11 protein-coding genes are annotated in these 13425 nt (G+C 35.6%); 1 reads left to right on the top strand and 10 read right to left on the bottom strand.

The window, feature by feature from the left end; translation table 11 throughout:
- Positions 1-88 precede the first annotated feature (88 nt).
- Positions 89-1048: an IS30 family transposase gene (locus AC4BBX_RS10905; protein WP_490453847.1), complete on the bottom strand. Its 960-nt coding sequence runs from the start codon at positions 1046-1048 to the stop codon at positions 89-91.
- Positions 1049-1518: 470 nt separating this feature from the next.
- Between AC4BBX_RS10905 and AC4BBX_RS10900 the strand changes: the two genes are divergently transcribed.
- Complete coding sequence (locus AC4BBX_RS10900; RefSeq protein WP_490453846.1) at positions 1519-2847, top strand: ISL3 family transposase; 1329 nt, start codon at positions 1519-1521, stop codon at positions 2845-2847.
- 159 nt (positions 2848-3006) lie between these two features.
- Here AC4BBX_RS10900 and AC4BBX_RS10895 read toward each other — a convergent pair whose 3' ends face one another.
- The 9 genes from AC4BBX_RS10895 to AC4BBX_RS10855 form a co-directional block, all read right to left on the bottom strand.
- Positions 3007-4800: an oligopeptide ABC transporter substrate-binding protein gene (locus AC4BBX_RS10895; RefSeq protein WP_490453845.1), complete on the bottom strand. Its 1794-nt coding sequence runs from the start codon at positions 4798-4800 to the stop codon at positions 3007-3009.
- A gap of 19 nt (positions 4801-4819) precedes the next feature.
- On the bottom strand, positions 4820-5737 hold the full coding sequence (locus AC4BBX_RS10890) for an ABC transporter permease (protein ID WP_490453844.1): 918 nt from the start codon (positions 5735-5737) through the stop codon (positions 4820-4822).
- Positions 5738-5756: 19 nt separating this feature from the next.
- Positions 5757-6719 (bottom strand): oligopeptide ABC transporter permease, encoded by a 963-nt coding sequence (gene opp4B, locus AC4BBX_RS10885; protein ID WP_490453843.1) that lies wholly within the window; start codon positions 6717-6719, stop codon positions 5757-5759.
- Positions 6719-7663 (bottom strand): ATP-binding cassette domain-containing protein, encoded by a 945-nt coding sequence (locus AC4BBX_RS10880; protein WP_490453842.1) that lies wholly within the window; start codon positions 7661-7663, stop codon positions 6719-6721. The genes opp4B and AC4BBX_RS10880 overlap by 1 nt, the downstream gene beginning before the upstream one ends.
- Positions 7664-8668, bottom strand: a complete 1005-nt coding sequence (locus AC4BBX_RS10875; RefSeq protein ID WP_490453841.1) for an ABC transporter ATP-binding protein — start codon at positions 8666-8668, stop codon at positions 7664-7666.
- Between the two features lie 295 nt (positions 8669-8963).
- Positions 8964-9905, bottom strand: a complete 942-nt coding sequence (locus AC4BBX_RS10870; RefSeq protein WP_490453840.1) for an ATP-binding cassette domain-containing protein — start codon at positions 9903-9905, stop codon at positions 8964-8966.
- The gene (locus AC4BBX_RS10865; RefSeq protein WP_490453839.1) at positions 9898-10986 is read right to left on the bottom strand and encodes an ABC transporter ATP-binding protein; all 1089 of its coding nucleotides are present in this window, start codon (positions 10984-10986) and stop codon (positions 9898-9900) included. Before AC4BBX_RS10865 ends, AC4BBX_RS10870 begins: the two co-directional genes overlap by 8 nt.
- Before the next feature lie 11 nt (positions 10987-10997).
- Complete coding sequence (gene oppC, locus AC4BBX_RS10860; RefSeq protein ID WP_490453838.1) at positions 10998-11933, bottom strand: oligopeptide ABC transporter permease OppC; 936 nt, start codon at positions 11931-11933, stop codon at positions 10998-11000.
- A 3-nt stretch (positions 11934-11936) separates the two neighbouring features.
- Positions 11937-13424 (bottom strand): ABC transporter permease, encoded by a 1488-nt coding sequence (locus tag AC4BBX_RS10855; RefSeq protein ID WP_490453837.1) that lies wholly within the window; start codon positions 13422-13424, stop codon positions 11937-11939.
- Between the last annotated feature and the right edge of the window lies 1 nt (position 13425).

Here is a 13425-nt window from a genome sequence, read left to right as displayed (position 1 = left end):
TCACACTGTTTCATTATACTGTTTTTTGTCCAATTAGGAAATGATTGTCATAAATTCCTTGGTAAATCTTTTTTATTGATATGATTTGTCAAATTAAGTTAGAATAAAATGCTTCTTGTACATAGCTCAAAAATACTTCGATAGGTGTTTTGTAATTCAAGGATTTTCTTGGAATATGATTACGTTGATTGCTGACGCTTGAAATAAATGGTTGGTCGACTTCTCTAAAATCCATTGATTTTGGTAATCCGTTACGACGTAGAATCCCGTTGGAATTCTCGTTTAATGGACGTTGAGAAGGTGTTCCAGGATCAGCAAAATAAATAGCAATATCATGCTGATTACTGACAGTTTTCCAGTTAGAAAATTCTTTTCCACAGTCAAAGGTAATGGATTTAAAGAAGTTTTTAGGAAAGCGAGAAAACCAACAGTTAAGGGCAGTTTCAATATCTGATGCCTTACGGCCGTTAGGTTTAATCGTGATAATTACTTTAGATAATCTTTCAACCAAAGTAATGACGGCACTTTTATGATGAACGCCAACAATTGTATCACCTTCAAGGTGACCGAATTCAGAATTGAAATCTGGATAATTATCAAGTCGATTATGGATTGAACGCTTAAACTGTTGTTTTCCACGTTTTTCCTGATGGCCATTAGGTTTTCTTTTCCCTTTCATAGGTAGTGTTTCAACATCAAATATTCCTTTAGAAAACAAACGGTAGAGTGTTCTCATACCACATGAAATAGTTAATTCTTGACGCCCAATAATGGTGTCAGGCGTCCAACCAAGAGAAACTTTCTCTTTAATGTAATCCACTTCATGAGCAGGTAATTGAATGACTTTTCTACCACATTTTTTCTTATTTTCTTTATACTGATACCAATAATCAAGTGCTGTCTTGCCTAATTTAAATTGATTAACGACCGTATAAATCGTTTGAATAGCGCGTTTCATTCGTTTGGCAATATCAGTCGGTTTAGTCCCTTGAAGAAAATAAGATTCTATCATAGTCAGTTCGTCTATGGTAAGATGTTTGTAGGTCATTTATGGTTTACACTCCTTTGTTTTCTTTGGTCGGAAATACAATTTGAGTGTACCATAAATGGCTTTTTTATTTTTCTAACTTAATTTTACAATTCGCGTGATTATAAAAAGCACTGACAAACTTTTCATCCATTTGTCCACAAAGAACAGATATTGCTGAACCTCTTTACAAGAAACTCATTGTGTTCTCACACAATACCTGAGTTTTTGGAGTTTTTTTTTGTCAGTTTTTTGATTTAGATTTTTAAATGTATAGCAATAGCTTTTATTCTTCATACACAAATGAAAAATGATAACCTGCGATTCGTTTCTTGAAAAGCTATACTTCCTTTAATGCCAAAAAACCGGGGTCTATAATATTCGGTGTTGTTACTAAGAAATTAGTAGGAACACCTTTTTTCTTTGAATAACAAAAAAGCATCTGTTTCCCTTATAATTAAGTCGGACAACCAATTAAAGGAGGAAAACAAATGCTCTGCTATAAAGATATCAAATTCAAGGATGAAAAGCTAGACCAAACCTTTAAACAATTATTAAATATCAAAGACTCTCATCTTTTCTTTTCTACTCAAGCATATCAAAAAGAAAGAGTGAAAGACAGACTAACCAACGTTTTCTATGGTGTATTAACCTATACTCCCAAAGCATGCGAGTGTTGTGGTGCAGTGAATGACGGAACAACTATTATCAAACATTCACCGAAACCATCAGATATTCAGTTACTTCCTTTTCAAGAAGTACCGACGATTTTAAGACTCTTCAAGCAACGTTTTTTATGTAAGAAATGCCATCAAACATTTTCAGCTCAAACCTATTATGTGGCCAAAAATTGTTATATTTCTCAATCGCTGAAGTTCGCTATTGCCGTGGACTTAAAGAAAAAGATTTCAATGAAAGACATTGCCGCTCGGTATTTTGTTTCTTTTAAAACGGTCGAACGTGTGTTAGATTCCTTTTATCATGACTATCAAGCAAATAAAAATTATTTACCGAAGCATCTTTTAATTGATGAATTTAAAGGAACCAGAGACTGTGAAGGAAAGATGTGTTTTATTTTTAGTGACGCCGAAACAGGCAAAATCATTGATATTCTAGATGACCGCCGTAACTTTAAGTTAATTGCTTTCTTTCAACGTTTTTCTTTAAAAGCAAGACAAGGTGTCCAACATGTCGTTATGGATATGAACGCAGCCTATGCTTCCATGGTTCCCAAAGTTTTCCCAAATGCCAAAATACTCATTGATCATTTTCATATTATCCAACAAATTAGTCGTGCCTTTAATCAACAACGCATTCGCACTCAAAATCGATTAAACCCGAAAGATTCTAAAGAGGGGCGAAACTATCGAAAGCTAAAAAAATATTGGAAACAACTTCTAAAAAAACATAAGAAACTAGGCTATGAACATCTCAAACAATTTCCGTTGTTTCGTCAAAAATATGTCACAGAGTCCGAAGTAGTCGATTATTTATTAACGATCGATCCTATTCTTAAAGTTTCTTATGACGTGTATCAAGACTTATTAGATGCCTTTGAAGAGCGCAATGCCTCTGAGTTTTTTAGACTCATTGACCATCTTCCTTCTTCATTAGAAAAGCCGTTTATCAAGTCACTACAGTATTTAAAAAGACATCGAAAAGCGATTACCTTATCTTTTACTCAGTCGTACTCAAATGGAAAATTAGAAGGGAAAAACAATTTAATTAAAGTCATTCAACGGATTGCCTTTGGATTTCGTACATTTAAACATCTCCGAAAACGCATCCTTATTCAACAAGGTGTACTGGATATTCAGTAAAATGCATAGGGTTAGATGAAACTATCTTGAAAATTAAATAACAAAAAAAGAAGGAACAGACGTCCTTCTTAATTATATGGATATTGCTAAACAACACTATTTGACAAAGAGCCAAAAACCGCTAGCTCAAGGCTAGCGGTTCAGAGTTAATTGGATTGATTAACGAGATTCAGCAGATACACCCACAGTAGCATATACTTCGTGGTCTACATCAAATGAAACATCATAACCAACTACACGTTCATGTACTGGTAATACTGCATAAGAATAAGTTGTTGGGATAACAAACGCTTGTTCAAATGCATATTGTTGCCATTCGCTGTAAATTTCTTTTGCTTTATCGGCATCAAAAGCATCTTCGGATGACATTTTATTGATTAACTCAGTGTTTTTCTCAGATACATAACGAGTCATATTGAATTGAGCCAATTCGCCATACAGACCTTCTTGGTTAGGGTCAAAACCAGTTCCCCAGCCAGCTTGGTACATATCGATATCACCTTCGTCATTTTGTAACTGTTCGTAGAAGGCATTTACTTCGATTAGACGACCCGTAGCTAGTTCAACATTCAAGCCAACTTCTTCCCATTGTTGGATGTAATACTCAGCCAATGCTTGCGCTGTATCTCCACCATCACGGAAAGCGAAGTTAATAGTGAATTCATTACCATCTGCATCTTCACGGATACCATCATCGTTCACATCAACATAACCAGCTTCATCTAATAATTCGTTTGCTTTTTCAGGATCATAAGTGAAACCTGCAAAATCAGCATCATGTAAATTACCGAATACTGGAACGATTAGTGAATTTGCACCTTGTTGTAAACCATTGTAAAGTCTTTGAGCAATTGTATCGTTATCGATTGCATAACCAATTGCTTGACGGACTAAGTTGTTACCCATTTTCGCATCAGGATCCATTACGTTTTTGTTTTCTTCTGTATCAAAATGACCTAATTTGAAAGCAATATAGTTATATGCGTTATCTAGTTGTCCAATTACTTCATATCCTTCAGCATCTTGCCATGAAGTATATTCAGCTGTAGGCATACCATTGTAAATATCATACCCTTTAGAATTGATTGAAGCTACTGCTTGTGAAACTGGAACTTTTGTCATAACGATTTTATCTAATTTTGGAGTTTCACCATAGTAGAATTCATTTGGCACATAAGAAACAGATTCACCCGGAACAATACTTTCGATAGAGTACGGTCCAAATGTAACTGGGTTCTTACGTACTGGATCAGAAGCTTCCATATCTTTTACTTCAATACCTTCAAAAGTATGTTTAGGCATAGCGTAACTCAATACAGGTCCGCCACCTTGTAACATTGAAGGAACAAATTCTTTAAATGTAATAACGATTTCTTTGTCATTTACTTTTTCAATACCTGAAATAGTGTCTGCTTCGCCTGCATGGTATTCTTCCATACCTACGATGTTTCTCTTACCGCCATCATAACGAACACCAGAATAATCCGCATGTCCAATTACTTCATATGGGAAGATTAAATCATCTGCCGTTACATCTTCGCCGTCGTTCCATTTTATGCCATCATTTAATGTCACGCGTACTTGTTTATTTTCTTCATCAAATTCAATGGATGCAGCTCCTCCATCAATGATGCGTAAATCTTCGTCGAATAAGAACAATGATTCATTAGCTGGAGCAAAGAAATCCATATCAATACTGATTGAATAGAACGCATTAGAAAAAATCCCTGGAAAATCACTGTTTGAAACTTGAGCGATCTCTAACGTTTGACCTTCAATTGCTTCTGCTGTATTTGATACACGTGGGCTAAAGTTTAGTTCCGTTCCAGCTTCTCCAGAACCACCATTTGCGCCACCACTTGTGTCCGTGCCGCCGTTACCGCCGCCACATGCCGCTAGAGTCAATGATAACCCAGCAACTGTTACTAACCCAATAAGAGCTTTTTTCTTCATTACTTTTTTCCCCCTCGTTTTATCCTAGTCGTTGACGCGCATCCGCTGAACGCTTCAGTGCTTGCCCGACATAATTTATACTTAACATCAAGACTAAAATTAGAATTGATGCAGGTAACCAAACCCATGGTCGATTCGCTAATGTTTCGGTGTTGTTTGCATAAGCAGTCAACGTACCTAAACTTGGTGTTTTAGCCGGGAGACCAAACCCTAAGAAAGTTAAACCTGTTTCAATACCGATATTTGCCGCAAATGACATCGTTAAGTTCGTAATAATTAATGAACTAACGTTAGGTAACAATTCACGGAAAATAATTTTTATATCAGGCGTTCCTAACGTTTTGGAAGCACTGATATAATCACGGCGTGCTTCAGATAATGTTTTTGCACGGAATAAACGTGCTTTTCCTACCCAATAAAAGGCAGACATAATCCAAATTAAAGTAAAGGCGTTGTAACGTGGAACGATGGTTACTAATACAATGATGATAACGAAGATTGGTAAAATCATCACGAAATCGACAATTCGCATCATGATGCTATCAATCATTCCACCAAAATAACCTGCTACTAGTCCTACAATCACCCCAATAATTGAAGTAATGATCGTGATTGAAAAACCAATAAAAATTGAATTACGAGCTCCAAAGATTAATAAACCAAAGATATCACGACCGCCTTCATCCGTACCAAGGAGATACTTGTGTCCATCCATGGACACTGTACCTGGTCTAACAAAACGATCTAATATATTTACACGGGTTACTGTACCTTGATCCAATACAGCTGCCCCAATAAAAGCAAACAATAGTATTGCTACTAACAATGCTAATGAAAACATTGCTATCTTATCTTTTTTAAACTCTCTAGCAATCATTCGTATTCCCATGGGTGGAATAGACACTGCTTCTGGTTGTTTAACTTGTTCCTTTGACATACGTGACTTCCCTCCCGTTTTATTGAACCCGAATTCTCGGATCGACAATACTCATGATAATGTCTGATAACAAGGTACCAATTAAGGTAGCTAGACCGAATAACAAGATTAACGCGGTAATAACTGAATAGTCACGTTGGTTAATACTTGAAATAAATAAGTTACCAATTCCTGGGTAACTAAAAATTTGTTCGACCATAACTGACCCAGTAATTAATCCGGTAATTTCATATCCCATAATAGAGGCAATCGGTAAAGATGCATTACGGAAAATATGACGATTAAATACAGTACTTGTTGGCACTCCCTTAGAACGTGCTGTTCGAACATAGTCCATTTGCTTGGCATCAATTACTTCACTACGAAGATATTGAATCGTAACAGCTGTTCCTAATAGTGCCTGAACAATCGACGGTAAGAGAACATGGTATAGCTGATTAAAGAAATAACTAATTGTCCCCGGTGTTTCATTAATCGAAACACTACCACTTGTTGGGAACCAACGTAAATTGAAACCAAATAAATAAATCATCATCAAAGCTAATACAAAGGTTGGTACGGCAAAACTGATAAAGTTGTACACAACTACACCTTTATCCAACCAAGAATCTTGGTAACGACCCGCATACAAACCTAGAGGAATGGCTAATGCATAAGTTAAAACTACTGAAACAATTGCCAATCGAACAGTGTTACCAATTCTTTGACCAATAACAGTCGTTACATCGTATTTGTACATAAAGCTCTTACCAAAGTCTCCTTGCAGTGCATTGACAATCCAGCGGTAATATTGTTCATACCAAGGATCATACCAACCTGCAGCACGACGCAATTCTTCTAAACGAGCAGGATCCGTTGAAGGATCGATCATACCTGTGAATGGATCACCTGGCATCATTTTAGCTAAAATAAAAATCAACAAACTTAAAATAATTACTTGTGGAATCATCAAAAGTAAGCGACGTAGAATCGTTTTCCACATTAGTTCGCACCCCCATTACTTAATGCTACTTTGTGCGTTGCAGTACGATCAGTTAAGTCATACACACGACCATTTTCATCGTAATATTCTTTTTGATTGGTGATATATTCTCTCTCAACCATACGACGATTTTCCATGTGAGCATCGCGATTACGTACATCAATTTGAGGGATAGCTGACAATAGACGTTTTGTATAAATATGTTGTGGATCATTGTAAATATCATTTTTTGTTCCGATTTCTACAAAGCGACCTTTATACATGATGGCAATGTTGTCACACATATGTTTAACTACACCCAAGTCATGAGAGATAAATAAGTAACTTAATTTATACTCTTCTTGAATACGTTTCATAAAGTTTAACACCTGCGCTTGCACTGACAAATCTAATGCGGAAACAGGTTCATCTGCCACAATTAATTTAGGATTGGTTGCAACTGCACGAGCAACTCCTAAACGTTGACGTTGACCACCGGAAAACTCATGAGGATATTTATATAAAGCATCCTCTGGCATCCCAACGATATCCAATAATTCTTTAACGCGTTTTTTCTCTTCTTGATCACTTAAACGATCAAAGTTACGTAAAGGTTCGGCGATAATATCAAGCACTCGTTTTTTAGGATTTAAACTAGACATTGAATCTTGGAAAATCATCTGAACATCTTTGTTGTAGTTCATTTTGCGACGAACAGAAGCTTGCGTAATATCTTGGTCTTGATAAATGATTGAGCCACTTGTTACTTTTTCAAAACCAACAATGGCTTTACCTGTTGTTGATTTCCCAGAACCTGATTCTCCTACAAGTCCATAAGTTTTTCCTTCTTCAATTGTAAAATCGACACCGTCGACTGCATGGACATGATCGGTTACTAAATTGAAAAAACCACTACGAATCGGATAGTGAATTTTCAGATCATTGATTGTAATTAATTCTGACATTTACACTTCTCCCTCGTTTCTAAAATGAAAATGCTCATGACATGTGCAACGTACCCAATGGTCTGGAGTCACTTCATGTAAAGTTGGATTGGCTTCATGAGCTTCTGCAGGAATCCAAGGAATACGTGAAGCAAAACGACAACCTGTTCGCTCCATTTTTTGTAAAGAAGGAACAGTTCCTTCGATTACGTGTAAGTCTTGGCCTTCAGAATCATCTTGTGGAATAGAATTCAATAATGAACGAGTATATGGATGCTTCGGATTATCGAATAGCTCTTCTGCTGTTGCGACTTCCACAAACTGACCGCCATACATTACTGCTACACGATCAGCCATTTCAGCTACAACACCCAAATCGTGGGTAATTAAAATAATTCCTGCTTCTGTTTCTCTTTGTAAATCAGTCAATAAATCTAAAATTTGCGCTTGGATTGTTACGTCCAATGCTGTTGTTGGCTCATCTGCAATAATGATTGGCGGTTTACAAGCAATCGCAATCGCAATAACTACACGTTGGCGCATCCCACCTGATAACTCATGGGGATATTGACGGCCAACACGTGGCGGATTAGGAATTCCTACTTGTTCTAATAATTCCATCGCACGGGCTTGGCGTTGCTCACTAGTTAATTTAGTGTGGTAAGAAAGGCCTTCTTTAATCTGGTCTTCAATACGCATTAAAGGATTTAATGCTGATAACGGATCTTGGAAAATCATTCCAATATCGTTTCCTCGAATTTTGTTATAAAGTGTCTCATTTAAGTTTGCTAAGTCCAAATCTTTGTAAAGAATTTCCCCAGTGATTCTAGTATTCAATGGATCGTGTAAACCCATGATGGTTGTTGCTAGGGTACTTTTTCCACAACCAGATTCTCCAACAATTGCTAAGATTTCATTACGATTCAGTGTAAAAGATACATCATCCACTGCATCAAAATATTCATCTTTGATTCGGAAACTCGTGTGTAGATTTTGAACATCCAGTAATTGATTATCTGTTGACAATCTACTTTCCCCTCTCTGATTAAAAAGTTACAAAAATAAAAAAACTTGGAAATACCCATAATAGAGGGATTTCTTATTGCTTTATTAAAGTAGTATAATATTTTCTTAATAATTATATAGAAAGGGGTATTGATTTGCAAGTTTTACATTTACATTTAATTCACAATAAAAACACATATTTTTTAATTGTTTGTGAATTTCCTTGATACAATCACTGTTTGCAAGAGAAAAAAACGATTAAACAGAAGATAACTGTCTAATCGTTTTCTAATGATCTTATCTAAAAAGCCCTTAGCTAATTTTTAATTACTTTCTTGTATTCTTCAATTTCTTTAGTATTTCCCCAAACAAAATGACCTGTTTTCACTTCTTCAAATGATGGTTTATCCTCTGAATAATCATGCATCTCAGGATCATAAACAATTAGCTCTTTTTGACGAGCCAAAATCGGATCAGGAATTGGAATAGCAGAAAGTAACGCTTGCGTGTAAGGATGTAATGGATTTAAGAAAAGCTCTTCTGTTTCAGCTAATTCTAAAATTTGACCAGATCGAATAACTGCAATTCGGTCTGAAATAAATCGTACAACTGATAAATCATGAGCTACAAATAGATACGTAACATCACTTTCTATCTGGAATTTTTTCAGTAAGTTCAGAACTTGCGCACGAATCGAAACATCTAATGCAGAGATGGGTTCATCTGCAACTACCAAAGTAGGTTCCATAATCAAAGCACGCGCAATACCGATTCGTTGACGTTGACCTCCGGAAAATTCGTGAGGATATCGGTACATGTGTTCATTTAATAGTCCAACTTCATTGATAATATTTTCCACTTTTTTGATTCGATCTTCTTCAGAGTCAAATAAATCAAAATTATATAAACCTTCTGAAATGATGTAATCAACTGTTGCCCGTTCATTTAACGATGCGGATGGATCTTGGAAAATCATTTGAATTTTACGAATTTTATCAGCTTGTTCCGCCTTAGATAGCTTCCCATTAATTCGTTTACCTTCAAATATAATGTCACCTTTGCTTGTTGGATTTAATCCAACAACCGCACGTCCAATAGTCGTTTTACCTGAACCAGATTCTCCTACAAGTGAAAAAGTCTCTCCTTTGTAGATATCGAAACTTGCGTTTTTAACGGCAACAAATTTTTTCTTACCTTCTCCAAAACTAATTTCTAAGTCTTTTACAGATAAAATAGTTTCCTTTGTATCTTTAGCCAAGATTTTCGCCTCCGTCCTCTATATCGTCAATACCCATTTCACTCGTTAAACCAACTAATTTTTCATGTAAGTTTTGAATAATTTCTGGTTTATCTGCTTTAGGAGCTCTTGGATCAAGCAACCAAGTTTTAGCGAAATGAGTGTCTGTAACTTGAAACATTGGAGGCTCTTTTTCAAAATCTATCTGCATTGCATAGTTACTTCTTGGTGCAAAAGCATCTCCTGCAATATCTTTATATAAAGAAGGTGGTGTTCCAGGCACAGAATACAAGTCATCTCCTTTTCTTCCTAGTTGAGGAAGAGAAGACAATAAACTCCATGTATATGGGTGTTTTGGATCATAGTACACTTCTTCTACTTTTCCAGTTTCAATAATTTGACCTGCATACATAACTGCCACACGATCAGCAATTGCCGCAACTACACCTAAATCATGAGTAATAAAAATCGTTGAAAATTGATACTCAATTTGTAGTTCTTTAATTAAATCTAAAATTTGCGCTTGAATTGTTACATCCAATGCTGTAGTTGGTTCATCACAAATTAATATTTTGGGTCTACAAGCTAAAGCAATAGCAATAACGATTCTCTGTCTCATCCCACCTGAATATTGAAATGGGTATTCATTGAAACGTTTTGCTGCATCAGGAATTCCTGTACGATCCATTAATTCAATCGCCATTCTTTTAGCTTCTTTAGCTGATTTTTTCTGATGTTTAATAATTACTTCTGTAATCTGCGAACCAATCGTTTTAATTGGATTTAAAGAAGTCATTGGATCTTGGAAAATCGTTGCAATTTCTTTTCCGCGGATTTTTTCCCATTGTTTATCTGTTTTTAAATTAGTTAAATTTTCTCCATTGTACTCAACTGTCCCATTTTTAACAGAACCATTTGAGTCAAGCATACCAGTAAAAGTTTTTGTTAATACAGACTTTCCTGAACCAGATTCCCCAACCAAAGCTAAGGTTTCTCCTTCTTTCAGCTCAAGAGAGACATTTCTTATCGCTTTTAGTTCCTTATCCCGAACAGTAAAACTTACTGAAATATTCTCAGCTTTTAAAATTGTTTTATTTTCCATTGGTATACTCCTTACATATGAGTTCTAGGATCTGCAGCATCTGCTAAAGTCTGACCTACAATATAAAGAGAGACAGTTACTAAAGCTAAAACAACAACTGGAATCCAGAATAAATATGGATAGTTTCCTAGATTGTTTGTGTATCTTTGAATGACGCGTCCTAATGATGACGTATTAATACTTAACCCAACTCCTAAGAATGAAAGGAAGGTTTCATAAGATACATAGGAAGGTAGGGTACGAGAGACATCTGTTACAATAACAGAAATTAAATACGGCAAAATATTTTTAACAATCATACGTCCAGTTGGTGTGCCTAAAGTCATCGATGCCAAATTATACTCACGATCGCGCATAATCATAACTTGTACACGTATGAAATACGCTGTTGGTAACCACCCTGTAATACACATTGCAAAAATTAAGTTCCAAAATCCACTACCTAAAGTATATGCCATAACGAAGATGATTAATAATTGAGGAACATTGGTTACTACATTGTAAACTTCTAACATAACACGATCGACTTTTTTTGATGTTCCCCAAATTGCTCCCACGATTACACCAATTACTGTAGTGATAACCGTAGCAATTACACTGATAGAAATTGAATTTCTTGCGCCAGCCCAAACAACATCAAACATTGATTGACCATTGGCATCTGTCCCAAACCATTCTTCCAAACTAGGTGGATTAAAACGTCTTGAAAAATCATTTACACCCTCTACATTCATAAAAGAATAGCCACTAAACATCGGTTGAATGAATGACATAAGCAACACAATAGTTAGAATAATTAGCATAAAAATAGCTACTTTGCTAGAGAAAAATTTTCTTCCAACTGATTTCCAATAAGAGTATTTTGGAGTATCAATTTTTTCCGAGGCAAGTTCATCAATTTTGACAAAAACAAAGCCATCATTTTGTGTTTTGGTTGTTTCTTCCACTAATTACTCACCCTTTTCTGATAAATTAATTCTCGGATCCACCATCGCCATGGTTAAGTCTCCCATTAGAACTGAAGCTACAGCTACAGTAGTAAAGACAAATACAATCGCAACTACAACGGGATTGTTATGTGCTTTGATTGCATCTGGTAACATTTTCCCCATACCTGGCGCAGCAAAAACTGTTTCTGTAATTGTCGCCCCTGTAATAGCTCCAATAATACTTGCAGGAATACCATTCACAATTGGAATAATTGCATTTTTAAAGATGTGTTTTCTTGAAATTTCTCGAGAACTCAAACCTTTTGCTTTTGCAAACTTCACATAATCGGCAGATTGTTGGTCAATCATATATCGACGAACCCAAATAACTAAGCCCGATACAGATAATAGACCTAAAATAACTGTTGGCAGTATATACGACTTAATATTACTTGCTCCTAAAGTTGGAAATGAATCTGGCAGATTAAGGAAAGTACTTCCAACGTAACGGAAGAAATACACAAATGCTAAACTAGGTACTGAAATTAAAACAGTAACTAGACCTATACCAAATTTATCAGGCCATTTGTTTTTCAAACGTGCCATAAACATCGCCATTGGAATCCCAATACCGTATGCAATTAAAACACCAATGAATCCCATTCTGAAAGACAAACCAATCATTGAAGGATCACTATAATTGTTTTGTGTTCGCGCATAATTATCGTCATACATTTTTTTATCATTTGCAGTTAACGTTGAAGTTGGTTGATATTGACGAGTGTATATGTTAGCAGCTGTTTTTCTAGTTGTTCCATCTTCAAAAGTTATTTCTTCACTCACTGTTCGACCTTGCCCACCAGCAACAACATCTAATACAGGTAATCCAGCAAATGTTGGGTAAGAAGTTCCTAAATTCATTGTAATAATATTTTGGTGAATATATGGAAATTCTGAGTTAAAGTAAATCAAATATTTGTGTTGTGTTCCAGAACCTACTAATGACCAACCAGCTAGCTCATCATTTTGGATTTTAATAGATCGTTCTAAGTCTGGATTTTCTGGATCTTGTACTTTCCAAGGATGATCCAACTCAAACATATTTCCATAAAAACGAAGAACACGATTCAAAATCGGAATTTCTTTTTCTGCATAATAGGCTTTACTAATTGGTAATTGACTTAACGTCCAGCCATTATCAGTTGCCCATTTTTGAAAAATCACGGTATTTTGATCTGTTACTTCTCCAGTTACTTCCGGATAATCTTCTTTTACTTTAGCAACTAATGAAGCTGAATCATAATAGTCAATATATCCTAAGTTTCTAAACGCAGTATTTTCATACGCCTTTAGTTCATCTGGTTTGCTCTTTAATTTTCCATACGTCACATCATCCTGAAAAACAATTCTTCTAGGAATCAAGGTATAAATGAGCGTGTAAGTAATGGTGGTTACTAAGAAAACACTCACGATTGATCTTAAAATTCTGAATAAAAGGTATTTCTTCAAG

The sequence above is a fragment of the Enterococcus sp. AMC1157 genome (assembly GCF_058216555.1).
This window is presented reverse-complemented; position numbering and strand designations above follow the sequence as displayed.

What these genes read in the sequence shown, in the direction of transcription:
- AC4BBX_RS10880 (WP_490453842.1), bottom strand. Translation starts at nt 7,663, where the DNA reads ATGTCAGAATTAATTACAATCAATGATCTGAAAATTCACTATCCGATT.
- AC4BBX_RS10890 (WP_490453844.1), bottom strand. Translation starts at nt 5,737, where the DNA reads ATGTCAAAGGAACAAGTTAAACAACCAGAAGCAGTGTCTATTCCACCC.
- AC4BBX_RS10895 (WP_490453845.1), bottom strand. Translation starts at nt 4,800, where the DNA reads ATGAAGAAAAAAGCTCTTATTGGGTTAGTAACAGTTGCTGGGTTATCA.
- AC4BBX_RS10900 (WP_490453846.1), top strand. Translation starts at nt 1,519, where the DNA reads ATGCTCTGCTATAAAGATATCAAATTCAAGGATGAAAAGCTAGACCAA.
- AC4BBX_RS10905 (WP_490453847.1), bottom strand. Translation starts at nt 1,048, where the DNA reads ATGACCTACAAACATCTTACCATAGACGAACTGACTATGATAGAATCT.
- AC4BBX_RS10865 (WP_490453839.1), bottom strand. Translation starts at nt 10,986, where the DNA reads ATGGAAAATAAAACAATTTTAAAAGCTGAGAATATTTCAGTAAGTTTT.
- opp4B (WP_490453843.1), bottom strand. Translation starts at nt 6,719, where the DNA reads ATGTGGAAAACGATTCTACGTCGCTTACTTTTGATGATTCCACAAGTA.